The following is a 25,635-nucleotide window of genomic DNA, read 5'->3' on the forward strand; positions in this document are numbered from 1 at the left end:
CAAATACTTACTTAATAACTTATGATGACTTTAGGAGGTGCATACATGATGTTTCAAGAGGAGAGATTGTTAAAAATACTCGAATATTTGAAACAACACCAATCGATGAGTGTTCAAGAGATCTGTACGCAATTTGATGTATCCAGAGATACCGCACGTAGGGATATTGTTAGATTAGTACAAGAAGGTGTTGTGATCCGAACGCATGGAGGGGTATCGTTACCTGAGTTACAAAAAGAATTGTTATCTTATCAGGATCGATTGATCGATGAATCTGAGAGTAAGCAGAGGATAGGGAAGGCTGCGGCGCAGCTTATCCAAGATCATGAGACTGTGATTTTAGATGTATCAACCACCGTGCAGTTTGTAGCAGAACAGATCAGCGCGAAGGATATTACGGTTGTCACGCACTCGATTGATAACGTAGGGATCTTGTCACAGCGGGAGGATCTGCAAATTTATGTTCTTGGTGGTTACTTGAATGTGAAAAACCGCTTGTTATATGGCCCTTCTATTATCGATAAACTTAGTGAAATCCGTGCTAATAAAGCCTTTATTGGAGCATCCGCGATCCGTGCTGATGGACTCTATTATCCATATGAAGAAGATGTGCGGGTGAAGAGAGAAATGGCCCGAAGATCAGATCAAGTCATCTTAGTGGCTGATCACACCAAATTTATTGGCAAATCATTTTTCCGTCTAGACTTTGAGTTCGTTGACATTCTAATTACCGATCGGGAACTCCCCAGTGAGATCAGAGAAATTCTAGATCAGAAGAACATCACAGTGATTGAATGTCCAGAAGAAACTGAAGAGGCTCGAGAGCAAGACTGATAACAAAACAGAGGAGGATATTTATGTCTTATATTCTGCAAAATGTACAAGTGGCGCTTCAGAATCGTATTGTCCCAGCGGCTAATGTGTGGATTTCTGAAGGGAAAATCATAAAGATAGATACAGAGGATCTTTCGATTCCAGAGGGACAATATGAACGGATCGATGGTGGTGGCCATTTATTAGTACCCGGGATGATAGATGTTCATATTCATGGCGCCAATGGCTTCGATATGATGGACGGTACGGAAAAGAGTATTCAAGAGGTCTCAAGTGCTTGTGCTTCATCTGGCTGTACCTCATTTCTGGCTACATCTGTGAGTTCTACGCTAGAAGATCTTTTAGAAATGATTCGTAGTGTCAAGCGTGTGATTGGACATGAAGTGGGCGCAAAGATCGCAGGTATTCATTTAGAAGGACCTTATTTGAACCCGAAGCGAAAAGGAATGCAGAACGAAAAGTATCTACGCCATCCCAACTTAGAGGAAATGAACCTGATTTTTGAAGAAGCGGGTTCACTCATTAAGATGGTTACAATCGCTCCGGAGTTGCCGGGAGGGATGGAGCTCATTTCCTTTTTGAAAGAAAAGGGTGTAGTTATAGCCATCGCTCATTCGGATGCCACATATGAAGAAGCTAAACAAGCCTTTGCGTCGGGGGCAAGTCATGTTACGCATTGTTTTAATGGCATGCGGCCTATCCATCATCGAGATCCAGGGGTAATTGTGGCTGCTTTTGAAGAGAAGCATGTAAGTCTTCAAGCGATTGTGGACAACGTCCATCTGCATCCTGCAATTATTCGATTAATGCATACCTTGAAAGGACCAGAAGGAATGGTCTTGATTACAGATGCACTGCAAGCTATGGGATTAGGTGATGGGGATTATATGTTTGGAGGCCATCATGTTACGGTATCCGAGGGGGTAGCGAGACTGAAGGATGGAACGCTAGCTTCAAGCACAGTGACTATGAATGAAGCCTTACGTTATACTGTCGAAACTGGAATTCCATTGGTAGACGCCGTAAAGATGGCTTCAACTACGCCGGCCAATATTCTTGGACTTCAACAAAAGGGGACAATAACATCCGGCTTTGATGCTGATCTGGTCCTCTTGGATGATGAATTTAAAGTGTGCTGGACAATGGTGGATGGTCAAATTTTATAAATCATGATGAATACAGGTTACTTCTGCTCAATGCAGTTGTAACCTGTATTCATGTGCGGTTATGCCAAACACGCTTTTAAAATGCCGGTTCAAATGAGTTAAATCCACAAATCCACAATCTACTACAGCGGCATAGATATCCTTAGTTTTCTCAATGGACTGCTTGGCATGCTCTACCTTGCAATTCAAGAAGAATTGATAAGGTGATATTCCTGTATGTGTCTTAAACTCTCGGATAAATTGATATTTGGAAAGTCCAAACTCTTTACAGAGATCATCTAGTTTTAGTACATGTTCTAAACTGCAGTACATCATTTCCTTTGCTTTTTTGACAAATTTATTATTTATCCTGTGCTCTGTAACTAGTTCAGTATTAGATACTACATGAACCAGGTTTAACAACAGCTCACTGCACAAGGACTCCTCTTTGCCATTCTGGATGGCATGACTTAGCGCTAATATGCACTGTGCCAATTTGTCATCGTATAGAATGGGAGAGGCGAAGCGAAGTTCTTTTTTTCCAAGGATCTCTTGTATCAAGGTTGGTTTGATATATAGCATGACATAATCAATACCTGCTTTATCATATGAATTGCCATCATGCGTTTGCTCTCGATTAAATAGCATTACGCCATTTTTATGAGAGGATTGCAAGCTACCATCAAGGTTATATTGCTGAATGCCACGTAAGGTGACACCGATTGCGTATTCCTCATGGCAATGTTTTTTATAAGTGAAATCACTCATACTAGCTGACAATGTTAGGATATCTGCTGACTTTTTATAGTTGAATTTCTCCACGCTCTTAACCTCCACGACTTATAGGATTCCCGATATCATAATGGCAGAGTATACTAAAAATAGTGCCATCAGAGTATTTAGAACTTTTTGGTGATTTTGCAGAAATGCTCTGAAGATTGCCCCAAATACAACCCATGTCGTAAAAGCAAAAAATCCGATCACAGTTATAATTATAACAAACATAAATAAGGTGAGAGAAGAAGTATAGAATGGCATTACATAGCTGGGAATGACTGTTAAAGTAAATAAGAGCACTTTAGGATTCACAAGTTGCATAAGTAAACCCGACCGAAAATTGGCATTTGGATTAGGCTTGTCTTCCATTGCACCCATTTTAAAGATTTTATAAGCAAGATAGAGCATATATATACTTCCGACGACTTGCATAATGATCAGGATATTTGGGATGACCTCCACCAGAACACGATTCATCAAGGTAGAAAGGATAAGCAATAGACCAAAAGCCATCGTAGCCCCGTATACATACCGCATGGTTTTCTTAGCCCCTGAATGTTGCACGGAAGAAAGAATAACAATATTGGCAGGACCGGGTGAACATGTAACTACAATGCAATAGAGAAGAAAGGAAATTATATTCATGATGACCTCCAGTAAAAGTTGTCTTATGAATATAAACCTCATAACTTGATTGTTTATAGTACATTATTGCAGAGGAGATCAACATAATGAATGAGACAAAACATTTAACTATTAGTACACTCACTGAGGGCGATTATGTATCTACATGCCGGGTATTTGAAGAATCAATATCGGATGCCTTTAACAAAGAAGGATTAGGTCACTTACTAGAGGATATACAAAGTGAAACCGATCATAAAAAGCAAAAGGCGCTATCTTCACTGGAAAAGGCAAACTCGGATATTTATTTCTTTACCGCTAAAATCAATGGGAAGGTTGTGGGTACGATTTCCTATGGTCCCTGTGGTGAGACTATTCAAATCTGTGCAGAACATCAGTTGGATCATTTGGGGGAATTGGGGAGTTTATACGTGTTGCCAAGCTATCAGGGGCAAGGGATTGGTTCGGCATTAATTAAGAAAATGATGATATTTCTAAACGAACAAGGGATCGAGCAATTTTGTTTGGACAGTGGCTATAAACGTGCACAAATCAAGTGGAAGCGTAAATTTGGGGAGCCTTATAAGGTAGTAAAAGATTATTGGGACCCGATTCCGATCATATGGTTTGGTTGTGTAATGTAAGAAGTGATTAAATGGAAATTGTACATCATATGAAACGATAGCGTCGTAATATTATATATATAATGTCGCATTTTCCTACTAATAAAGGGTTTTGTTCTGTGATATTTTATTAGTAGATGTCAGAATAACATATATACGGGAGGCACAAGCAAATGACGATTAGAATTGGTAAGATTAGCTATTGGCATGTACATGCCTGGGACTATACGAAGCAAGCTCAAGAACATGAGGATACTGTATTGGCTGCAGTTTGGGATGAAGATGCAGAGCGTGGGAAAAAAGCTGCCGAAAGCTTAAATGTTCCTTTTTTCGAATCACTGGATGACCTGCTTGCGCAAGAGGATATAGATGCCGTCATAGTGGATGCGCCGACCAATGTGCACAGAGATGTAATTGTTGCTGCGGCTAAAGCGGGCAAACATATTTTTACGGAAAAAGTAATTGCCCCCACACATAAAGAAGTTGAAGAGATCATAAGCGCAGTGGAAGAGAACGAGGTGAAGCTGACCGTATCCTTGCCACGTCTAAATGATGGATACGCATTAACGATTCAAGAGGTTCTAAGTCAAGAACTGCTCGGAGAGATTACTTACGTTAGAGTTCGCTTATCTCATAATGGGGCTACAGAAAACTGGCTTCCCGATCATTTCTATAGCTTGGAACAATGTGGTGGCGGAGCTTTGATTGATCTGGGCTGTCATCCTATGTATTTGACGAAGCTTTTCTTAGGTCAAGATGTGACCGGTGTAAGTGCTAATTTTGGTTATGTAACGGGCAAGGAAGTAGAAGATAATGCAGTGGTAACATTATTTACGGATTCAGGAGCAATTGGTGTGGTCGAGGCTGGTTTCGTGAATAGTCATTCGCCGTTTACCATCGAGGTACATGGAACCGAGGGGACTCTTCTTTACGGAACACCAGAGGATAAGCTTCTTCTTAGAAGTAACAAATCCGCTGACAAAGAGGAAGGATGGAAAGAAGTAGCGCTACATGCTAATCGTGAAAGCGCATTCCATCAGTGGGTTAATCATATCCAAAAGGATACTTTCGCCACCGAGAATGTTCAAATTGCTGTGGAGCTCACGAGATTAATGGAGGCGGCGAATCGTTCTGCTAAAGAAGCTCGTATGATTCGGTTAGCAGATCTAGACGCTTAACCGGTCTCCACCTGTTAGGAGGATTTAACATTGAGTAACTTTCCCTATGAGATGATGTTTGAGAAGCATGATATGCTCGAAAGATTGGATATTTCAATCCAATGGGGACATTACGAGATAACAGTTCTTAGATTTCATTTGACCTCTTTTCCGCCGGGAAGAGTCATAGATTTCCATAATCATTCTGAATTCGAATTTCATTTTATTCCTAGAGGAAAGGGAGAAGTGACTCTTGGCGATTTAAAATACCCCTTGTCTGAGGGAATGTTTTATTTAACCGGACCGGGTGTCATGCACCGCCAAGAGGCGGATCCAGATGATTCTATGGAAGAACTGTGTCTACATGTGGACATCAAAGAGAAGATCAGAGAGGAGGTTGATCCTTGGGAGGTTGCGGAGGCTGAGACCTGTGTTCAGAAGCTAAAGCAGCTACCACTAGTTCCAGCGCAAGATTATCACAGCGCTATGAAATGTTTTCTTGAAGCCTATGAAGCTTGTGAAGGTAAACTAACGGGATATTACACTTCCATTAAACATCTCGTAATCAGCATTTTATTAAAGGCAGTAAGAGCGTATGATGCAGGTGGAATTCGAACAGAAGCACCTGTTAGAGATATGTCAACTTATCGGTACCAATACGCCATTCAATATATGGAAGCTAATTATTCAGGAGCTGTTACCTTGGAGAATGTTGCTGAAAAGCTGAATATTAGTTCAAGGCAGCTGCAGCGAGTGTTTAAACAAGTTAACGCCGATCAATCTTTCAGTAGGGCGCTTGAGGATATAAGGTTGAAAGCGGTCTGCCGTAAGCTTGAAGAAAGCAATTGTCCGATCGAACAAATCGCTCAAACGGAAGGGTTTACGAATGCTACATATTTGCATATTGTCTTCCGCAAGCGGTTAGGCATGACTCCAGCAACTTATCGAAATACAAAACAAACTAATTAGAAGTGAGGGTGAAAGATATGAGTAAAGTGTTTCGCGTAGGAATTATTGGATGTGGTGGAATTGCGAATGGCAAGCATCTTCCAAGTTTGAGCAAGCAAAGTAAAGTGGAAATCGTAGCTTTTTGTGACATTATTAAAGAACGTGCTGATGAAGCAGCGGAGAAATACGGTACTAGCGAAGCTGCTGTATATACGGATTACACAGAGCTATTAAAAGATCATTCGATTGATATTATTCATGTGCTTACGCCGAATGATGCTCATGCAGAAATTTCAATTGCAGCCCTTGAAGCAGGAAAACATGTTATGTGCGAAAAACCAATGGCCAAGACGGCAGCAGATGCCAAACGAATGGTGGAAGCAGCGAAACGTACAGGCAAGAAACTAACCATTGGATATGACAACCGCTACAGAGAAGACAGCTTATATTTGAAAAAAGCATGTGAGTCCGGTGAGCTTGGTCATATCTATTTTGCAAAAGCACACGCCATCAGACGGAGAGCGGTACCGACATGGGGAGTATTCCTCGATGAAGAGAAGCAAGGTGGAGGACCTCTGATCGATATCGGAACCCATGCGCTGGATCTAACGCTGTGGATGATGGATAACTATAAACCAAAAGTCGTGCTGGGCACCAAATATCACGAACTGTCTCAAAAAGAAGAGGCCGCCAACGCTTGGGGACCTTGGGACCCTAAAAAGTTCACCGTGGAGGACTCAGCCTTTGGGATGGTCGTAATGGAGAATGGCGCTACAATTATGCTGGAAGCGAGCTGGGCACTCAATTCTCTGGATGTGCATGAAGCGAAATGCAGCTTGAGCGGGACTGAAGCAGGTGCAGATATGAAGGATGGACTTAGAATTAACGGAGAGAAATTCAGCAAGCTGTACACTAATAAAATTGAGCTTGGGGCAGGCGGCGTGGCTTACTATGAAGGTAAAGCAGAAAGTGCACCTGACATCGAATTAAGAAAGTGGATCGAGGCTATTGAACAGGATAAAGACCCGGTTGTAACACCTGAACAGGCATATGTTGTTTCGCAAATATTAGAAGCGATTTATGAATCTGCACAAACGGGTAAGGCTGTGTATTTGGATTAGATTTTTGACAAGCATAGAGATATAGAGTAATATCCACTTGTGATTTAATTACAGGGATCTGAGACAAGACTCTCTCTTTACTGGGAGAGTTTTTTTGTTTTTTTTGCATGTTTGAATACTGGGTTATAGGGGGGGGAGAGCATGAACACTGTAGAACGCAATCAAGTACTTATTGTGGAAGATGACGATAATATTAGACGGTTTATAGCTATCAATTTAACGAATAATGGGTTTGTGGTTAGTGAGGCTGCTTGTGGAGAAGCAGCATTGCAGAGCTTTGAGACGAACCGGCCAGATGTTATTGTTCTGGACATCATGTTGCCGGATTTAAATGGGTTTGAGATCTGCCGGAAGCTAAGAGAGCAGGATCCTGGGGTCATTATCATTTTTTTAACAGCACGAGGACAAGATCTGGATAAAATCAATGGCCTTGAAATGGGTGCCGACGATTACATTGTGAAACCTTTTAATCCATTAGAACTGGTGGCACGGATCAAAGCGATATTGCGTCGTACAGAAACAGCTTTAAAACCGCAAAAAACTATCCTTCAAGCTGGACCGATTCGCCTGGATTTGAACTCGAACAAGATGTTTAAGCACGATGACATTATTGAATTAACCCCGAAGGAATTCCAGTTGATGAAGACCTTTTTAGAGCATCCGGATACAGCACTATCTAGGAATGAATTAATGAACCTGGTTTGGGGTGAGGATTTTATTGGTGATCCGAAGACAGTAGATGTTCACGTGCGTAAGCTAAGAGAGAAGATTGAAGAGGATGCCTCTAACCCGCATTGGATTGAGACTGTATGGGGGCTCGGATACCGCTTTAGAAAGGATGGTTGAAGAATGGGTATTCAGAAAAGATTAGTAGGAAGCTATTTTGTAGTGATCTGTCTTACTGTGCTCATTCTTGAGATTATTCTTAATTTATCTGTACGTTATTATTATTTTCATAATATAGAGCAAACCCTGATGAATCAAGCAGAACTGTCGGCTTCTTTTTATCAGCAATATTTTAGCGACGAGGATTTAGAGGCACAATCGGATAGGTTGTTAAAGGGCTTTGCCAGCCATTCCGATGCACAGGTACAGATTATTAATGCTGAAGGTCGGCTGTTGCAGGATTCTAATGGAATCCAAGGCGATTTTACGATGACAGATAATATGGATGTGCAAGCAGCCATACAAGGGCAGCCTGACAGTTGGAAGGGTGAGGACCCTGTAACCGAGGAAGCTATTTTTACGGTATCCTATCCTTTACAAGCCAAAGGTAACATCGTTGGGGAAGTAAGGTTTGTTACCTCCTTAACGGAAACGATACATACAGTTAATCAAATTGCGGTTTTGCTGATCGGGGTAGGTTTGCTCGTGATTGGTATTGTCACCTTGCTTGGATTATTACTATCTTGGACCATAACCAGATCCATTAAAGATCTGAAACAGGCAGCAGACCAAATGTCTGAAGGAGATTTTAGCATAAGAGTACAAAAGCGCTATCAAGACGAGCTTGGTTCCTTGGCAGATACATTGAATATGATGGCCAGTCGAATCTCGAAAAGTGAACAGCTTAAGAATGATTTTATCGCATCCGTATCCCATGAACTGCGTACGCCATTGACCTCGATCAAAGGCTGGGTAATCACCTTGAAGGCGGGTGGGGAGAGTAACCAGGCTCTGTTTCATGATGGGCTAGATATCATTGAATCTGAAAGTGACAGGTTAACTCATATGGTGGATGAATTATTGGATTTCTCCAAATTGGATAACGGAAGAATCGCAATTCACCTCACAACTGTGGATCTAACAGAGCTGTTGCAGCATATTGGCAGACAACTCACCCCTAGAGCAACCCGACAAGACATCTTGCTTCAAGTGAAAATAGAAGAGAATCTGCCTGTCATTCAAGCTGACGAGAATCGTGTGAAGCAAGTCATGATTAATCTCATTGATAATTCGCTCAAATTCACTAGTTCCTCAGGTCGAATTCTTATTACTGCCCATACGGTTCCAGGGAAAGTTGTAATTACAGTTGAGGATACTGGGTCAGGCATCGCAGAAGCGGATTTAGAGAATGTGCGGCGAAAATTCTACAAAGGGGATCAACAGGCGTCAGGCAGCGGTTTAGGACTGTCCATCTCGGAACAGATCATTACATTGCATCATGGCGAGCTGCGAATAAGCAGTATTTTAGGCAAGGGGACGATTGTCCAATTTGACTTGCCGATATAAATAGAGCTCAAATTTAACTATTTCATAACCACTTTCATCTCTTTCACAGATAAAATACTATATATGCGGACAAGCGAGGAGTCGATGATCCAAATGCCGAGCAAATTCATAAAAATAGGTGCTATGTTAACAACGATACTTTTGCTCGGAGGATGCGGAGTGCCGGCAACACCAGGAGAGCTCATTAAGCCTCCATCATCAGAAGCAAGCCTGCAGCGAGACAAAACGAGCCAGGAATTTATCAAATGGCTTCCCGACAAAGCTCAATTGATAACTCCGTTGGATGGACAAGAGGATAATGCTATCTCCTTTGGGGATATGGATGGAGACGGTATCGACGAAGCAGTAGTTGTATATGAGTACAGCAAAAACAAAGGTTCTTCTATAAAAGCAATGCTGCTTAGGCAGGAAAATGAAGCGTGGCAAAAGATTTCGGAGGTTGAGGGGTTTGGGTATGGTCTGGATTATGCCGGATTCTATGATGTCGATGATGATGGCCATAACGAACTCGCGCTGGGCTGGTCATTGGGCGAGGCGGGGAACGGACTGGATATTTATACGCTGAGTGAAGATAAATTAAAGCTGTTATCGAAGAAGGCGTATCAGGACAAATTTGATCTGAGATAATCATTCCACTTTATAATCCGCTGCACTTCAGCTTCATCTTGAAACAAGATGTATTAGTGCTCAGGCGGATTATTTATGATGCTCATTTTACAACAAGAAAAATACAGAAATTAAATAGAGGTTGTATCATGTTTCTCACCACCAAAATTGCAAAGCTGGACAGATCAGTACTGTTTCTCGTAACATGCCTAGTTGGTATTGGTACTGTTGCTATTTATGGCGCGACTACGGATACACGGTTAGATGGTCTTTACATCAGTTCGTTGTATTTATTTGCTTTATTTTGCATACCCATGTTATTCATCGCATTGGTAGATTATAAGATTCTATTAGGCTGGTTAGCGTATCTCTTTTATAGTGTGGGTATTGGTCTACTTGTGCTAGTCAAGCTGGTTGGGGAAAACCTCAATGGTGCCGTGCGTTGGTTAAGTATTGGAAGCTTTCAGCTCCAGCCCTCCGAACTGGCAAAAATATGTACGGTGCTGCTCATTGCTCATCTATTGGGTAAACGAGAAGGACAGCAGCTTCGCTTTTTTCAAGATTTAGTGCCGGTTTGTTTCGTTTTTTTTATTCCTTTTATTTTGATCATGGATCAACCCGATTTGGGTACAGCGCTCGTTTTTGCGGGCATATTGCTTAGTATGCTTTGGATAGGTAACATCCGTGCTCTATATATGATCTTGATCCTCGGTGTGGTGATTATTTCGATTGGCACGATACTATGGCTCTATTATGCCAACTTCGATTTGTTATCCAAGATTGTCGAGCCCCATCAATTGTCACGAATTCAGGCTTTTTTGGACCCGCAGAGTGATCCCGATAAATCTTGGCATGTCAAAAACGCAATGATAGCCATTGGCTCCGGTGGATTATCGGGTAGTGAAGGTATTTTTTTGCGAAAAGGATATATTCCATACGCGTATTCCGATTCGATCTATGTAGTCATCGGTGCAAAATACGGTTTTATAGGTTCATCCATTTTGCTGATACTATATTTATTGCTCGTCTATCGAATGATCTTTATCGCACTCGAAAGCAGGGATCGTGCAGGGGCATATGTTGTCACCGGGTTTATCGCCATGATTATCTTTCAAGTTTCTGTTAACCTTGGAATGCATCTTGGATTACTGCCCCTCACGGGGATATCCTTGCCGTTTATTAGTTATGGAGGTAGCTCGTTACTTACTAATATGATTGCGATTGGCATAGTGCTAAGTGTGAAAGTCCATAAGGATGAAAGCACGGATTGAAAAAGCTACTGGAACTGAGTGGAGGGAATTATGACTAACAAACGCAAATGGACAACAACTCGTAAAATTCTGACGAGCATTGGACTTATCTTAGGCGCAACGATTATCGGAATTGGAGTATATGCAGGGTATTTATACAAAAAGACGGATAACGCGATAGAGCGCATGGCTGCTCCAGTCAACGTCCAGCCAACCGCTGCCCCAGAGGAAAAAAAGGAAACGGTATCGGTTGAACCTATGATTTTTCTGCTTGCCGGGGTAGATAGTCGGGACGGTGGTGGTGGGGTAATGAATACGGATGTTCTAATGCTTGTCAGCTTCAATCCTGACACGAAGTCGACGAGTTTCTTATCTATACCGAGGGATTTGTTGCTAAAACCTAAATCGTTGCCCTCTCGCAAAGCTAATTATTATTATGCTTACCATTACATAAAAGATAAAACTGAAGCTATCCCTAATACAAAAGAGTTTTTCAGCAATTTATTAGGTCTGCCAATTGATCACATGGTTGTGGTGAATTTTGATGTGCTGAAGGAGACGGTGGACTTGCTTGGCGGGCTAACCATTGATGTCGATATGGATATGAAATATATCGATTCGGCAGATGGAACGAACATCGACTTAAAGAAGGGCTTGCAGAAGCTGGATGGCAAACATGTGCTTGATTTTGTGCGTTACCGCAAATCGAATCAAGGAACGGCTGAATCCTCCGATTTTCAGCGCAATGATCGACAGCAGCAAGTAATTAAGCAGATTCTCGATAAGCTGGGGAATTTCCAAGGCGTGTCCCAATGGGGGAATGTATTGGACATCATCGGTGAAAATGTGAAGACTGATATTCCACAAGCAGATCTCCAGCAATGGTTGTTGAACTTCCCTAAACTCAAACCAGATCATATCAATTCCTTACATGTGGAATCTCTTTGGAAGAGTCCATACGTGTATGTGAATAAAGAGGATCTTAAACAAGCACTTACTACTCTGAGTACGGAAGCGGGTGTTAGCTCCGAAAGTTCATTGCACCTGGAGAATATTGGAACGGTAGATTGAAAGACTATCACTTAAACTGCTCTTAGGAGCAGTTTTTTTGTGTACCACTAATAATCCCGATAACCAGTAAAGTAATCCGCCAACGGGTAGAGGCCTGACTTCCAGGCGTAGTACCATGAACACAGCGATTATGAGTCGTATATTGTTTAGGTTTACTTGAGAGGAGAAGGGAATTTCATGAAATACAGACTGGGTATTATGTTTCTAATCGTACTTACAGGGATGATATCGATAGCCGCATTTAATCCGATTATTGGCCCGCTTGCTCGAAATTTGGGACTTAGTGATTTTCAATCAGGATGTTTGGTATCGGTAGCGGGACTTTGCTGGCTGCTCGGAGGATATTTCTGGGAAAAACAAACATTCATGAGCCGAAAATGGCTGCTCGCTTCGATTATGTTCGTCTACATGGCAACACTAGTCATTTTTGCACTGCTGGCTGATTATGCAGTACATGCTGAGAGTAAAACAAGCCTATTTTGGAGTTTCTTTATACTTCGCGCAATCGCCGGTTTTTTCTTTGGAGGTATTCCGGCATTAGCACAAGCTTATGTTATGGGCTGGAGTACAAAAGAGACCCGTACTCAGGGAATGGCATTATTCGGTGCAGCCAATGGACTTGGCTTCGTAGTAGGACCTGCAATGAGCGGAGGAATGGCTTCGCTGGGACTCACCTCACCAATGTACGCCGCAGCGATATTATTATTCACCTTGGCTATTTTATTTCTAGTGTTTATTCCTAAAGAAAAGAATATCGAGATCGAACGGCAGGCGATTTCACTTTCACCCAACGACAAACGGATACGCCTCTATTTATGGATTGGACTATTGCTATCGTTTGCTCTGAATATCGTGCAGGTTACTATCGGATTTTTTGTGCAAGACAGCCTTGGATACAGTACCCAGCAAGCCACTCAGTTAATTGGAACGGGTCTGGCTATCTCGGGAGTAATGGTGGTGCTCTCGCAAATTGTGATCAGCAAATATCTCAAATGGCATCCTAAGAAGGTGCTGCTCGTAGGGCTATTATTTGTGGCTTTGGGTCTGCTAGGCTTATTATTGTTTATCAGATTTGCTTATGTGGACTTTACATTCTTGGGAATTGGCATCGGTTTTACATTGCTTGGCTACAGTGCGGGTGCTTCAATGGCGGTTCAAGACCATGAGCAAAGAAGCGTTGCTTCCTTTATTGCGGCCCTTCAAGGTGGAGGATCATTCATAGGTCCAGTTATAGGCACAGCTTTATACACCGCTAATATGGCACTTCCTTACTCTTTCTGCGTGTTGTTGATTTGTATTGTAGGTATCGCGAATTTGAAAAAAAGATCAGCGGATCGTGTGGAGAGTTGTTAAATAGAAATGCTGCTCATAGAGTAGATTCGAAGCTGTCGAGGGAGTCTCGACAGCTTTTTTATGATTACTACGCAAAATAAATTAGCAGATTCGGAATTCATGGTCTTATTTACGTTACTCCATAGTTTTACAAAACCTCCTTTTTCTCAATAAGTTATTTATGGAAACGATAGTATAATATTCCTAAAGGGAGAGTGATGAAGTTTAATACAGCAAGAGGGTTCATGAATTTGGGATTCGTAAGAAACATTGCGTTTATTAAGGATGCGAAGGAGTTTAGAGAACATACTATGAATTTATTTAAGAGAGTAGTCCCAAGAGATATAACATTGATAGTTTTAATACTACTGCTAATTACTGGAACATTTATTACCGCAGTTCCTTCTGCTAAAGCCTTAGAAGTAGGGAATCAGGATGCTAATACCGGTGTGAAAGTGCAAAAGATTGTTGCCAGCAATCTTCAATCCTATGCTTTAGATACCCAAGGAAATCTGTGGGCTTGGGGTCAATATAATAACTTTGGGGAGATAGGGAACGCAGCTCCTCAAGAAGTTTCTTTCTTTAAAGATAAGCCAATTAAAGATATTCAAGGTGGTAACCAATTTCTACAGGTGCTTCTAAAAGACGGTACGGTATGGGGACGGTTTAACTATTCAAAAGATACTGCATCATTTAGTCAGATTAAGGGGCTTAAGCAGATCGTACAGATCAGCGATGCCGAGGCATATGTTTATGCCACACAGAGTGATGGTACCGTCTGGATGTATGTGCCTTCTGAACCCGGCAAATCAGCGGTAAAAAGACCTGAGCTTTCAAATGCTGACTTTAAGGCATTCTTTGATACATACGCTATTAAAAACGACGGAACAGTGTGGAGTATAGGCAATAAATCATCGGTTCCTATCCAGGTTGAAGGTCTTTCTAGTATCAAGAAGATTATTAATGGACAAACGAACCAGCCCAATTATGCCTTGTCAGAGAATGGACAGGTATGGGGCTGGGGTGTCTCAACCATTTACACTTCAAGTCCAAACACAGGTGTAATCAATCTCAAGCTTCTGCAGGGAGAAGAAGGTGCAGTTGAACGGATTGAAGGGTTAGAGGGCATTCAGGATATTACTTCTGGAGAGAACTTTTACACCGTTCTGAAAGAGGATAGGACAGTCTGGGCCTGGGGTTTCAACGATCGAAACCAACTGGGAGATGGGACCACCAAGTATTCTGTGCAACCGGTCAAGGTTTCAAATCTGAACAATGCCGTTGGATTGAGCAGCGGATGTATGGCGGCTCATTCTTTTGCGCTTCTAGCGGACGGAAGTGCTGTAACTTGGGGAGATAACTCCAAGCAGCAGTCTGGTACTGGTTCAGATCAAAAGACTATTGCTACTCCGCAAAAGGTTCCCTTTTCCGCGTTAACAGGGGACGCAGAGAGACAGTTCACATTTACTTTTGATGGTGTTAAGGGAAACGAGCTAGGGCAAGCTGCAAGCAATGGTAAGGGTCTGATTATTATTCCTAAGCTGACGGGTTTCCTTGTATCTAAAGATGGAGGTGCAACCTGGAGTACAAGGCCTTTACCGATCAATTCAAGCAAAATAAGTATCACTTATCAACATGATCGCTTCTTTTTAAGTGATCAGAATTTAAGCGTACCTCATCTGTATTATTCTCTGGATGGAGAAAAGTGGATCGAAACAGCAGTTGAACTACAGTCATCGGTTTTGAAATCTTACACGATCACTTGGCAGAATAATCAATTCATTCTGTTGTCTTATCCGGATCAGACCATGAAGACGGAAGTTTACACTTCCACGGACGGAATCATGTGGAACTTGCAAGGAACGGTTGGTGAACGTCTGGATCAGATTTACTGGAACGGTAAGCGTTATTTGATGACTTACGGGGGATATACGTACTATGGCTCCGTGGGTACTCGGAATCAATTCATTTATATTCCGAGTGATAAACGAAATGTTGAGCTAATTGTATATACATCCGATAATTTAAACCAGTGGACCCAACAGTCTGGTAAAGTAAATAACAATCTAAAATATAAAGCAACAATAAATGGAAAACCGATTCGTAACTATTGGTTGACTTTTGATGAGCTTCAGTCTGATGGCACACTTGTATTTTATGATACCGAAGGCAATAACCTCAGTACTAAGGATGGGATTAATTTCAAGCTTGTGAGAACTTCAGATATGTTCTCCGGTCTGTACAGCCGTAGCGAAATATTCTGGAATGGCAAGCAATACCTAATCTACGCTACTCGATTTCGCGAAGAAGGTATAGTGTTTGTGTCCACTGATAAAGTGAATTGGCAGCAGCAGAAAATTCCTAATATGCCTCTGGGGATGATGGTGACCTATACCGGGAAATATTTTGTTGGTTATTCGGGTACCCGTCTGGCCGTATCCAAAGACGGTTTAAAGTGGGATTTAAAGCAGAGTGGGAAGCCAGATGCTTCCTTCAATCAGGTTGTAAAAGGGAATGGAACATATGTCGCCGTTGGATCACTCTATACGTATGCAGTTCCAACTGTTGCAACTAGTAAGGACGGAAAGAATTGGCAGCAGATTCTGCTGGGTAACAGGGAGGATACTACAGTAAACGGTCTGACCTCCGTGGCTTGGAACGGTAACGTTTTTGTAGCGGTAGGATTGCAATATGCCTGGACATCCAAAGATGGTATTGCTTGGAACAGAAACAATAAGCCTCTGGATGCCGAAATGAAACATGTGGTTTGGACTGGCAAACAGTATGTAGCTATCGGGCATGCTAAAGGCAATGATAAGAAGTCGATGATCTACTCTTCAGAGAACGGAACAACTTGGAAAAAAGTCTATGACTGGTCTGGTAAGCTGACGGACATTGCAACTCATAACGGAACCACTGTTGTAGTCGGAACTAATGGCAGTAAAGCCATCGTTGTGCAGAGTACTAATTTAACCAAATGGAATCTGCAGACCTTTACGCTGGGGAATGATCTTCCTAATTGGAAGCAACAGCAGAACGACTATGAAGAAGCTTACACTTTCTTAAATGTACAATGGGCGAAGGATAAATTCATCATTGTATCGGATCATATTTATAGCTCAACTAATGGTCTGCAATGGACAGCAGTAAAGGGACAATATGATGAATATATAAAAACCCATGCCGCCAGCAGTAACGCTAGTAGATTAGTCTGGACAGGAAAAGATTACCGGTTCATAAGCAGCAACAGAATTGGAGTCTCGAAGGATTTAAAGAGCTGGAACTTCTATGAGCATAATGAATTTTATAATTTTAATGAAATGCTTTGGACAGGAACTGATATGTTGGTGACCGGGGCTGGTGGATTGCTAGTGCATTTACGCGAAAACTAATAGATTAAGTAGCGGTCGATCCTCACAAGTGATTGAAGCTATTAGAAACCTTATGAAAAGACGAAACGTATTACATCAGTAACTATGCGTTTCGTCTTTCTGTATGCATGGAGCAAATGTCCAGCTAACGAAATTTTGGAGCAGAAAGTTTATTTTATCAAGTTTTTTACCTCGTAACAGTCTTCCAATTAATAGTATAATAAGAACTCGTAGGAGTTATTTGAATAAAGTTGTATACATACTCTATTTGAGGAAGAAGGAGCTGAGAACATGACTGTTAAGACTACAGCGGAACAAATCCGCATTATAGAATATGATCCTTCTTACGCTAAGGCGGTTGCAGAAATGTGGAACCGTAGCAACGAAAGCTGGGGTGGAGGCACCAATCAGAGAACAGAGGATACAGTACGCCGCGAGATGGAAATCTCGTCCAATCTGAATGTGTTTCTCGCCGTTGATGGTGAGGAAGTGGTTGGTTTCTGCAGTTTTGCCCATTACCGTCAAGACGAAGGAGCTTTGTATGTCCCATTGTTGAATGTACGACCTGATTATCACGGATACAAGGTAGGTCGTAATCTGATTTTGAACGCTGTTCGCACAACAATTGAAGCGGGCTGGCCACGTCTTGATCTGTTTACTTGGGCAGGCAATACGAAGGCCGTACCGATGTATAAGAAATGTGGATTCTTTTGGGAAAAAAATGAGGATTACGTTCATCTGATGAACTTTATTCCGACGGTTCTGCAAACGGAAGCACTCGCTCCTTATTTTGAACAGCTGGATTGGTATGCAGATAGTACCCGTGAACTGCCCATTCAGCCGGATGGTCGCCGGGAGCGTGGTTTTGATTTCTTCGATTACACTTGGCAAAAGGGAGAACTCTCCTTACGTGCAGAATTCGAGAAGACCGGTCGCGGCCTGACGGCTCTTGATACACCTGACTATGAAATCTCCACGGAGATTGACGATCACGATCTTGTATTCGGTTCCACCTACAAGATTCGCTATCACATCAAGAATCGTTCGGCGTCTGATCTGGCTATTGAGATCAAAGGCCAAAATGACAAGAATATTCGTTTTGGCTTGTCTGCTGCACCAACACTCGCGCCAGGAGAAACAGTTATCGTAGAAGGTGAGTTCGAGCTTGATCCGATTCGTGAAGAGCAAAACGACAAGAAGACTCACCCCGTGGTTATGAGCAAATGGATCATCGGTGGCAAGCGCGCTGAGTTCCGCATAGGTGTTGCTCCTAAATTCCCGCTGAAAATGATGATGGAGTTGCCAACACGTGAGCTGTATCCGGGTCTTCCCGCTGAGCTATATTTGAATGTTGAGAATAATTTTGCAGCGGAAGCGGAATTTTCTTTTGATTTGCCAGAGGAAGAATTTTTGACTTGGGCGGATCGGACAGTAAGCTTCTCGGTTCCAGCTAAAAGTAAGGCTTCCATCCGAGTACCCTTTACCCTAAATTCATATGCCCTTTATTCACGGGATATTGAGGTGACGGCCGTTCCGGCTGGAGAGAAGGCAGTGTCCTTCATCAGCAAATTATCTGTGCTATTGAAAGGAACACATGGCCGCTTTGGTGGGGAAAACGGGGATCAGTGGGTGGCTGTAAACGGCACCTACTCCGTACATCTTAATAATAACGACAATGGGATGTGGATTGAATATCCCGGCTCGAGCCATAATTTCTGGTTGACCCATCCGAAGTTAGGTAAACCATTCGCCGAAGAATTCTCGAAGAAACAGGCTAAAGAAGTAAAGATCTATTCCGAAGGAGAGGGCCAAATTCTAGAGACTCTTTATGAATCGGATGAATTCCCGGGTCTGGAGATAAAAAGAGTGGCTAAGCTCTTTGCAAACGGAATCGCTGAGTTTTATAGCGAGGTACGCAATACTAGTAACCAAACGTTGGAAGAGGATATGTATCTGCTAACGAATTTCGGATTTTTTGGCAAACGGCTCATCCTGCCTTATCAGGGTCATTACGTAGATATGGGCGATGCTTATTCGGGTGATCCGAGTTATTGGGACAGCGCTCAAATTACGGAAAATTGGTTGTTTAGCAAGGAAGAAAATGTCACATGCGGCGTTTGCTGGGACCCTTCGCTGAAGCTGCTTCGTCCGGAGTATCCACTTGGACTGGAACATAATCTTGGTCAAATCGCTGCTGGAGATGTCGTACGAACAAAGGCGCTGGTGTTCGCTTTAAACACCTTCCTGAAGTGGTCGGATTTCCGCACCTTTGCCCGGAAGCAGCTGGATCCGATCACACCTGTGTTGGATGATCATCTTGAATTAACGCTCGGCGGTGGAAATCCGTTTGCGGCGGGGGCGCTTCATGCGGAGTTAATCGAACGAAAGATGACTCCGCTTAATGGAAGCCTCGAGCTGTATGTACTAACGGATAGAGGAGAGGAGCAGAAAGTAGCTGAGATGGAGCTGCAAAGAGAGCAGAATCTGCACTCCGCGGGCTTTGAGCTCTCACCTGAGGAAGCGGAATCTTCTTCAGAACACAGCCAATCAGGACAGAAGGTACGAGTCGTCTATCGTGGAGAGGATCGTATTCAAGAGCGAACAGGCCTCTGGTTCCCTCAAACGGAAACAGCAGCCGTTATCTGTGATATAGAAGAGGGACCAGCGGGTCCTATTTACACTGTGAGTAACGGAGTACTTTCTATTGCAGCTACTCCTGATTTCGGCAGTGTTGTGCACTCCCTGAAGCACCATGGAGAAGAATGGCTGGATAGCTCCTACCCGGAAGCAGCACCACGTTCCTGGTGGAATCCTTGGCATGGTGGACTCGGTGTAGGTATTTCAGGCATAGGTGGATTTAGTCGTTTGGAGGAGCCAAGAAGCGCAGCTTGGACCGAGCAAATGGATGTTCAGGGCAATGTATGGAAAGGATTACGTATCACTACTTCAATCGAGAAGCAGGAAAAGAACCGAGGGATTGTTGTTAATCAGCATTACCTTATGCTCCCCGGCGTCCCTGTGCTCTGTGTGTTGCATTCGGTGACTAATGACAGCGGAATGACCTTGCCGAATTATTCGTTGTCGGAGGAGTATTATATCAAACCTTCGCCAGTCTATGCCGAAGGATGGATGGAATTCTCCAAGGAGGGCAAGTTCTTATTAGGAACGGTTGAAACCTATCTTGAGGCCAAGGGACTATTGCGAATTGGTGCATCTTCGCGTAAGGATATGCTGCATATGGTGAGCAGTCACCCGAATCAGAGTGCCTCGGCGTATGTGAACAATAAGGTATTTAATCACGGGGTGCATCATCATCTTCCGCTTCTAAATGGAGAAACCGTTTGGACACAGCCCTCCTTCCTGATCATGGGAGAACTCGCTCTGAATTCAGAGGATGTCCGCAGTCTTTTGAAGCTGACCTTTGCTAGACCTACTGACGAAAAGGAGATCTTAAATGCCGATCATTGATATTCACATTCATCTGTCGGACATCGACAGCTTTCATCAAACAGCACTGGATCTCTCCAAAGTCGATTACACTGCTGCCGGGCTCAAAGCGGAGTTTGATAAGAACGACGTTGTTCTCGGCATTGGAATGGGGGTCACGGAACAGACGAAGGGAGCTTTCCCTGACTCTACTTCCCCTAATCCGATGAGCCTTGACTTGGAGGATACTGTGCCGCCTTTCTTAATGGAATGCGTGGGGATCAATCCGAACATGCTCGGAGGAAAGGATGCACAAGAGGAACTGGATCGAATTGAGGCACGGCTGCAAGCGCCCGAGGTAGCTGGTATTAAGCTCTATGCCGGGTACTATCATCATTACGTTTATGACAAAATCTATTCGCCGATCTATGAGCTGGCAGCAAAGTATGGCACGCCTGTGGTCATTCATACCGGTGATACGTACTCGATGAATGGATTGCTAAAATATGCACATCCACTTACCGTGGATGAATTAGCGTTTCAACGACGTGATGTGAATTTTATGATCTGCCATCTTGGCGATCCGTGGGTGATGGATGCCGCCGAAGTGGTGGCCAAAAATCCAAACGTCTATGCCGATTTGTCCGGTCTTGTGGTCGGTGATCGGCCTCATTTTGAACGGTTCATGAATGAACCTCTGTTCATGGATCATTTTCGCCGAGCGCTGGTGTATTCCGACCACTATGAGAAAATGCTGTTCGGCACGGATTGGCCACTCGCTCCTATTGACCTGTATGCGGAATTTGTCCGCCGACTTGTCCCTGAGCAGCACCACGAAAAAGTATTTTACGAGAATGCCTTCGCCTTATTTCCACGCATCCAGCAGCGGATTGCGGCGCTCTAAGCATTACGAACAAGCCATCCTTTAGTTCTTCTAAAGGACGGCTTGTTTTTTTTTGTAAAAGGATATTAGCTCATCTAGCAACCCTATCATAGAGAACGTAATCCCAAGGCTCAAGTGCCTTGGGATTTTTTTGCTAAGAGGGGTAGTATAAAATCATGCTTAACCGGGTTATTGTTTGTCCTGGATTATGATATACATGGGGTTTGTCTGCGAGGAATGAGATAGAATCACCTGATTTCAAGAGGTATTCATTGTTATTGACACGGAAAGACAATTCTCCGTCAAACACGGTGATTAATTCTTCGGTACCTTCCATATGAGAATTGGCATCAAGGTATCCACCCTTGTCTATCTCCACGGTATAACCTTCAAACCGTTTACTTTCTTCAAATGGAAAAGATAGATACACTCGATATTTTCCGTTATCTTCAAGCAGTGGCTGAATGTCACTTCTTAAGATTACTCTTGTGTCAGGCTTTGGGTAATCTATCAGCGCAGAAAATGAAATTTTTAAGCCATTGGCGATTTTCCAAAGGGTTGTAATGGTTGGTGTCGATTCGCCTCTTTCGATTTGACCAATCATTGTTTTGCTGACGCCTGTTAATTCCGCAACCTTTTCCAGGCTTAACTCTTTACTTTTTCTTATCTTTTTTATATTTTCCGCAATAATTAGATTTATTTCTTCCACTGTAATTACTCCTGTCTCCATTTACTTTATAACGATCGTGATATACAATAAAACGCACGAATGTACGTTATAACGTCTGATGGATACATTATAGCATACAAGCTGGAAGGGGAGATATAATTTAGTGTTTGTTTCTTTGTTTTTATATGCATTTGTTGCAAGTTTTACTCCGGGACCCAATAATATTATGGCAATGGGTTTTGCAAACCAAGTTGGGCTCAAAAAATCAATGAAATTTTGTTTAGGAGTGGGTACAGGATTTTTTATAATCATATTGTTATGTTCCTACTTTAATCTACTTTTGAATAATCTTCTTCCACAAATTAAATCTATTATGGCTGTAATAGGCGGAATCTACATGCTGTATTTAGCAGTTAAAATGATTACAAGTAAACAAGCAGAAAGTGATACAGCTGGAGATAAACACAATAGCTTTATTGCAGGAATGCTTTTACAATTTATCAATCCAAAAGGGATATTATATGGGATCACAGTTACATCGACATTTATCCTTACCTATCCTTCTTCCTCTTTTAGATTATTGAGTTATTCATTAATTCTTGCTTTCATCGGTTATATGGGCACTTTTTGTTGGTGTTTGTGTGGTTCTCTTTTCAAAAAAATGATATCTAAATATAGAAGTCAATTTAATGTACTGATGGGACTGTTGTTAGTGTATTGTGCAGTTTCGATAGTGTTGGGATGAAGGATTATTAAGGGAAAATCAATATTCGACCAATACTTTTTTGTCTAGTTATTTTTTACTTCTAAAGCTTATGATATTGATGTATTGTGGATAGATACGAGGACAAAGGAGATGCAATATGCTACCATCACTCACATTTCTTAAACTTCAATTAGAGGGAGTTCTGCGTAATAAATTCGAGCAGGGGCATCAAACCTCCGGTTATTTAGCTAAGTTGGAAAAGCTCCCTGCAAGCTATGATGCCTATCTAGAATTCGCCCATAGCTTGGCTGTCATTCCAATGAGGGACAACTGGCCTTACTATGAGCCAAACGATTTAGATGAGATATGGCGGGAATGTGATCCGGCTCGACCTCTAGGTCAGGTCGGGATTTTGAATCTGAAGGATAGCTCAAAGCGTGTAGAGGCAGGTTTCCTTGCTTCAGTCTGTGGCTCAATGCTAGGCAAACCGATAGAGGTAAACCCCAGCTTGTTGGAATTACGTCAAGCGTTAACTTCTGTAGGGGAATGGCCACTGAATGATTACATTTCTGAAGAAACTCTCCATGCGCTGGATCGTCGTCATTGGTCTTGGTTTGAGACGACACGGGGGCGAATTCGTTATGTGGCACCTGATGATGATATCAATTACACATTAATGGGAATGATGGTGCTAGAACAATTCGGTGATGGTTTTACGAAAAGAAATTTAAGGGATTTATGGTTAAATCACCTTCCGATAAGTACAACTTGGGGGCCGGAAAGAGCTATTTTGATGCGATCAGGGATTAGCTATTTGGAGCATGATAAGGAACTATTCAATCATTCTGAAATAGAGGCTTGGCCTGATTTTATGGTGCAGGGAACGGAACTATGCGGTGCGGCGATTCGTGCAGATGCTTACGGATATGCCTGTCCTGGTCAACCTGCTCTGGCTGCTGAGCTAGCTTGGCGGGATGCAAGTTTTACTCATCGCCGGACCGGCATTTACTCCACGATGTTCATTGCTGCTGCGATTGCTGTTGCTCACGTGCAGCGCGATCCCATTGAAATAATCAATACGGCTCTGCAATTCGTACCTAAAAGAAGCCGATTCTACGAGATTACTAAAGATTGCCTTGAGATGGTAGCGAATGCAGATGACTGGCTGGAAGCGTATCAGAGCATTAACCATAAGTATGCGAATTATTGTCACTGTGATGTTTATCAGGAAATAGGCACCTTAATTAATACCCTGCGTTTTGCAGACAATGTTGGTGATGGAATATGCAAGCAGGTGATGCAAGGCAACGATACGGATAGCTTTGGAGCAACGGCTGGCTCTCTGCTTGGGGTTTATTTCGGTCCTGATCACTTAGAATCAAGGTGGCTTAAACCTTTTCAAGATCGGATTCATACGGGGCTTTCTAATTTTCATGAGCAAAGTCTTTCTTGTTTAGCGGAACGGATGGGGCGTTTACCAGAGCTGCTGCAAACCGGTCGATATCAAGTTCAGCCTAGTGAGCTCTATGTGAGCAAGAATACGGATCTCGATACATAATAAGCTTACAAAAAGTCCACAGCAACAAATGTTGCTGGTGGATTTTTTTGCTTTTTATTTTTTTGAATTAGAGATGAATAATTCAATCGTGCTTTACAAAAACTTTATTCGATTAAGTCACTACTTTGCCAAATCAGGAGGGGTCGTTATTAAACCATTTATCGTAATAGTAGCGCTATTGCTCGTTACAGCTTGTTCGGGTAATCAATCTGCCAACAACCAAATGACTACTCAACAAACGAAGGTTGGACATCATGCTGGCAAAACAGCTACAACAACAACCTTAACTCAAGCGTCTTCTATTTCCACAGAGAATGCTAGGAAATCAACGATTAATGCTAAACAAGTACCCGGCGATGTAACGAAATGGCTGGATGGGTTTATCCGCACTACTCCACCTACAGGTGGTACAACAGGTGATCAAACCACTTATCCGCAAACTTCCGCTAAGCCACAGTATTCTGCTAATCCGCAACAATCGGCCAACCCACAATATTCTGCTAATCCGCAAACCTCCACCAATGCATCGGCATCTGTGCAGAAAGTATTGGAACTGGTAAACAAAGAAAGAACAAACGCAGGCTTGAAACCCCTTAGTTTGAATAGTGAGCTGTCGAAAATGGCTTTGGCTAAAGCGCAGGATATGTCCGATAACAATTATTTTGACCATCAGTCACCAACCTACGGATCTCCGTTCGACATGATGAAGGCATTTGGGATCTCCTATAATACAGCAGGGGAAAATATCGCCAAAGGCCAGTCGAGTCCGGAAGAAGTAATGAATCAATGGATGAATAGCCCTGGTCACCGTGCCAACATCCTGAATAGTTCCTTTACTGAAATTGGAATAGGTTACTACAACAGTGAGTGGGTTCAAGAATTTATTGGTTAGTGTGATCAGCAATCTAAACGTCACATATTAAAAGCTAATTTTAAAACCCATGTCATCAGACATGGGTTTTATTTTTATAAAGGAGGGTAGTTAATTCCACGTATGGCTGGAAGATCGAAATCGATGATCACTATTTCGTCTGGGTTTTGTCGACATGCTCGGATGGTTGACCTTGCGATGATGGAGATTGCTGTGGCAGCCATTTTTGTACCAGTGGCCACATTAAATAAGTTATTGTGCCTACAATCAAGAAATTAAAGATGATGAGTTCTGAGGTACTCATGACGCGAAAAGAGGCCATTAGATTACGAAATGTTTCTTGTATGTTAAAGAGTGAAATGAAGTCAAGCAGAAAGGTCAGTGCTATTACTAAGATTAATAAGAGTATAGTTACGACGAATATTTTCAT

The 25,635-nt window shown here is 42.5% G+C and carries 22 protein-coding genes; 18 read left to right on the plus strand and 4 right to left on the minus strand.

Features of this window, described 5'->3' with window-relative positions:
* The first annotated feature begins 48 nt into the window (after positions 1–48).
* Positions 49–834: a DeoR/GlpR family DNA-binding transcription regulator gene (locus MKX60_RS14700; RefSeq protein ID WP_341060311.1), complete on the plus strand. Its 786-nt coding sequence runs from the start codon at positions 49–51 to the stop codon at positions 832–834.
* Between the two features lie 23 nt (positions 835–857).
* Positions 858–2,000: an N-acetylglucosamine-6-phosphate deacetylase gene (nagA, locus tag MKX60_RS14705; RefSeq protein ID WP_341060177.1), complete on the plus strand. Its 1,143-nt coding sequence runs from the start codon at positions 858–860 to the stop codon at positions 1,998–2,000.
* 27 nt (positions 2,001–2,027) lie between these two features.
* Here the strand turns inward: nagA and MKX60_RS14710 are convergent, their stop codons facing one another.
* On the minus strand, positions 2,028–2,801 hold the full coding sequence (locus tag MKX60_RS14710) for an AraC family transcriptional regulator (protein WP_076299332.1): 774 nt from the start codon (positions 2,799–2,801) through the stop codon (positions 2,028–2,030).
* An 18-nt stretch (positions 2,802–2,819) separates the two neighbouring features.
* Positions 2,820–3,401 (minus strand): LysE family translocator, encoded by a 582-nt coding sequence (locus MKX60_RS14715; protein ID WP_076299331.1) that lies wholly within the window; start codon positions 3,399–3,401, stop codon positions 2,820–2,822.
* Positions 3,402–3,487: 86 nt separating this feature from the next.
* Here MKX60_RS14715 and MKX60_RS14720 point away from each other — a divergent pair, with 86 nt between their 5' ends.
* From MKX60_RS14720 to MKX60_RS14780, 13 genes are all read left to right on the plus strand, one after another.
* Positions 3,488–4,024, plus strand: coding sequence for a GNAT family N-acetyltransferase (locus tag MKX60_RS14720; protein ID WP_341060178.1), 537 nt, complete (start codon positions 3,488–3,490; stop codon positions 4,022–4,024).
* 152 nt (positions 4,025–4,176) lie between these two features.
* Positions 4,177–5,181: a Gfo/Idh/MocA family protein gene (locus MKX60_RS14725; protein ID WP_076286539.1), complete on the plus strand. Its 1,005-nt coding sequence runs from the start codon at positions 4,177–4,179 to the stop codon at positions 5,179–5,181.
* Positions 5,182–5,211: 30 nt separating this feature from the next.
* Complete coding sequence (locus tag MKX60_RS14730; RefSeq protein ID WP_231573306.1) at positions 5,212–6,129, plus strand: helix-turn-helix domain-containing protein; 918 nt, start codon at positions 5,212–5,214, stop codon at positions 6,127–6,129.
* A gap of 17 nt (positions 6,130–6,146) precedes the next feature.
* Positions 6,147–7,229: a Gfo/Idh/MocA family protein gene (locus MKX60_RS14735; protein ID WP_042189716.1), complete on the plus strand. Its 1,083-nt coding sequence runs from the start codon at positions 6,147–6,149 to the stop codon at positions 7,227–7,229.
* A 141-nt stretch (positions 7,230–7,370) separates the two neighbouring features.
* On the plus strand, positions 7,371–8,075 hold the full coding sequence (locus MKX60_RS14740; protein ID WP_341060179.1) for a response regulator transcription factor: 705 nt from the start codon (positions 7,371–7,373) through the stop codon (positions 8,073–8,075).
* 3 nt (positions 8,076–8,078) lie between these two features.
* Positions 8,079–9,461, plus strand: a complete 1,383-nt coding sequence (locus MKX60_RS14745) for a sensor histidine kinase (protein ID WP_341060180.1) — start codon at positions 8,079–8,081, stop codon at positions 9,459–9,461.
* A 93-nt stretch (positions 9,462–9,554) separates the two neighbouring features.
* Positions 9,555–10,088: a hypothetical protein gene (locus MKX60_RS14750; RefSeq protein ID WP_341052972.1), complete on the plus strand. Its 534-nt coding sequence runs from the start codon at positions 9,555–9,557 to the stop codon at positions 10,086–10,088.
* Positions 10,089–10,216: 128 nt separating this feature from the next.
* Positions 10,217–11,338: an FtsW/RodA/SpoVE family cell cycle protein gene (locus tag MKX60_RS14755; protein ID WP_341060181.1), complete on the plus strand. Its 1,122-nt coding sequence runs from the start codon at positions 10,217–10,219 to the stop codon at positions 11,336–11,338.
* Positions 11,339–11,368: 30 nt separating this feature from the next.
* Positions 11,369–12,388 carry an LCP family protein gene (locus tag MKX60_RS14760; RefSeq protein ID WP_149646981.1) on the plus strand — a complete coding sequence of 340 codons (1,020 nt, stop codon included), beginning with the start codon at positions 11,369–11,371 and terminating at the stop codon, positions 12,386–12,388.
* A gap of 177 nt (positions 12,389–12,565) precedes the next feature.
* On the plus strand, positions 12,566–13,741 hold the full coding sequence (locus MKX60_RS14765) for an MFS transporter (RefSeq protein WP_341060182.1): 1,176 nt from the start codon (positions 12,566–12,568) through the stop codon (positions 13,739–13,741).
* A gap of 329 nt (positions 13,742–14,070) precedes the next feature.
* On the plus strand, positions 14,071–17,112 hold the full coding sequence (locus tag MKX60_RS14770) for an RCC1 domain-containing protein (protein ID WP_341060183.1): 3,042 nt from the start codon (positions 14,071–14,073) through the stop codon (positions 17,110–17,112).
* Between the two features lie 270 nt (positions 17,113–17,382).
* Entirely contained in the window at positions 17,383–20,559 is a 3,177-nt protein-coding gene (locus tag MKX60_RS14775; protein WP_341060184.1) for a GNAT family N-acetyltransferase, read from the plus strand.
* The gene (locus tag MKX60_RS14780) at positions 20,546–21,421 is read left to right on the plus strand and encodes an amidohydrolase family protein (protein WP_076286532.1); all 876 of its coding nucleotides are present in this window, start codon (positions 20,546–20,548) and stop codon (positions 21,419–21,421) included. Before MKX60_RS14775 ends, MKX60_RS14780 begins: the two co-directional genes overlap by 14 nt.
* A 133-nt stretch (positions 21,422–21,554) precedes the next feature.
* Here MKX60_RS14780 and MKX60_RS14785 read toward each other — a convergent pair whose 3' ends face one another.
* Positions 21,555–22,109, minus strand: a complete 555-nt coding sequence (locus MKX60_RS14785) for a helix-turn-helix domain-containing protein (RefSeq protein ID WP_076286531.1) — start codon at positions 22,107–22,109, stop codon at positions 21,555–21,557.
* A 124-nt stretch (positions 22,110–22,233) separates the two neighbouring features.
* Here MKX60_RS14785 and MKX60_RS14790 point away from each other — a divergent pair, with 124 nt between their 5' ends.
* The 3 genes from MKX60_RS14790 to MKX60_RS14800 all read left to right on the plus strand — a co-directional run bounded on the left by MKX60_RS14790 (position 22,234) and on the right by MKX60_RS14800 (position 25,226).
* On the plus strand, positions 22,234–22,815 hold the full coding sequence (locus MKX60_RS14790; protein WP_076286530.1) for a LysE family transporter: 582 nt from the start codon (positions 22,234–22,236) through the stop codon (positions 22,813–22,815).
* Positions 22,816–22,933: 118 nt separating this feature from the next.
* Complete coding sequence (locus MKX60_RS14795; protein ID WP_076286529.1) at positions 22,934–24,334, plus strand: ADP-ribosylglycohydrolase family protein; 1,401 nt, start codon at positions 22,934–22,936, stop codon at positions 24,332–24,334.
* Positions 24,335–24,407: 73 nt separating this feature from the next.
* On the plus strand, positions 24,408–25,226 hold the full coding sequence (locus MKX60_RS14800; RefSeq protein ID WP_341060185.1) for a CAP domain-containing protein: 819 nt from the start codon (positions 24,408–24,410) through the stop codon (positions 25,224–25,226).
* 130 nt (positions 25,227–25,356) lie between these two features.
* Here the strand turns inward: MKX60_RS14800 and MKX60_RS14805 are convergent, their stop codons facing one another.
* Positions 25,357–25,635 (minus strand): hypothetical protein, encoded by a 279-nt coding sequence (locus MKX60_RS14805; RefSeq protein WP_076286528.1) that lies wholly within the window; start codon positions 25,633–25,635, stop codon positions 25,357–25,359.

It is taken from the genome of Paenibacillus sp. FSL R5-0914 (assembly GCF_038004525.1).
GTDB lineage: Bacteria > Bacillota > Bacilli > Paenibacillales > Paenibacillaceae > Paenibacillus_AQ.

Coding starts and splice junctions, on each gene's coding strand:
- MKX60_RS14740 (WP_341060179.1), top strand. CDS start 7,371: ATGAACACTGTAGAACGCAATCAAGTACTTATTGTGGAAGATGACGAT.
- MKX60_RS14765 (WP_341060182.1), top strand. CDS start 12,566: ATGAAATACAGACTGGGTATTATGTTTCTAATCGTACTTACAGGGATG.
- MKX60_RS14750 (WP_341052972.1), top strand. CDS start 9,555: ATGCCGAGCAAATTCATAAAAATAGGTGCTATGTTAACAACGATACTT.
- nagA (WP_341060177.1), top strand. CDS start 858: ATGTCTTATATTCTGCAAAATGTACAAGTGGCGCTTCAGAATCGTATT.
- MKX60_RS14795 (WP_076286529.1), top strand. CDS start 22,934: ATGCTACCATCACTCACATTTCTTAAACTTCAATTAGAGGGAGTTCTG.
- MKX60_RS14720 (WP_341060178.1), top strand. CDS start 3,488: ATGAATGAGACAAAACATTTAACTATTAGTACACTCACTGAGGGCGAT.
- MKX60_RS14775 (WP_341060184.1), top strand. CDS start 17,383: ATGACTGTTAAGACTACAGCGGAACAAATCCGCATTATAGAATATGAT.
- MKX60_RS14780 (WP_076286532.1), top strand. CDS start 20,546: ATGCCGATCATTGATATTCACATTCATCTGTCGGACATCGACAGCTTT.
- MKX60_RS14800 (WP_341060185.1), top strand. CDS start 24,408: ATGAATAATTCAATCGTGCTTTACAAAAACTTTATTCGATTAAGTCAC.
- MKX60_RS14735 (WP_042189716.1), top strand. CDS start 6,147: ATGAGTAAAGTGTTTCGCGTAGGAATTATTGGATGTGGTGGAATTGCG.
- MKX60_RS14745 (WP_341060180.1), top strand. CDS start 8,079: ATGGGTATTCAGAAAAGATTAGTAGGAAGCTATTTTGTAGTGATCTGT.
- MKX60_RS14755 (WP_341060181.1), top strand. CDS start 10,217: ATGTTTCTCACCACCAAAATTGCAAAGCTGGACAGATCAGTACTGTTT.
- MKX60_RS14805 (WP_076286528.1), bottom strand. CDS start 25,635: ATGAAAATATTCGTCGTAACTATACTCTTATTAATCTTAGTAATAGCA.
- MKX60_RS14700 (WP_341060311.1), top strand. CDS start 49: ATGTTTCAAGAGGAGAGATTGTTAAAAATACTCGAATATTTGAAACAA.
- MKX60_RS14760 (WP_149646981.1), top strand. CDS start 11,369: ATGACTAACAAACGCAAATGGACAACAACTCGTAAAATTCTGACGAGC.
- MKX60_RS14725 (WP_076286539.1), top strand. CDS start 4,177: ATGACGATTAGAATTGGTAAGATTAGCTATTGGCATGTACATGCCTGG.
- MKX60_RS14715 (WP_076299331.1), bottom strand. CDS start 3,401: ATGAATATAATTTCCTTTCTTCTCTATTGCATTGTAGTTACATGTTCA.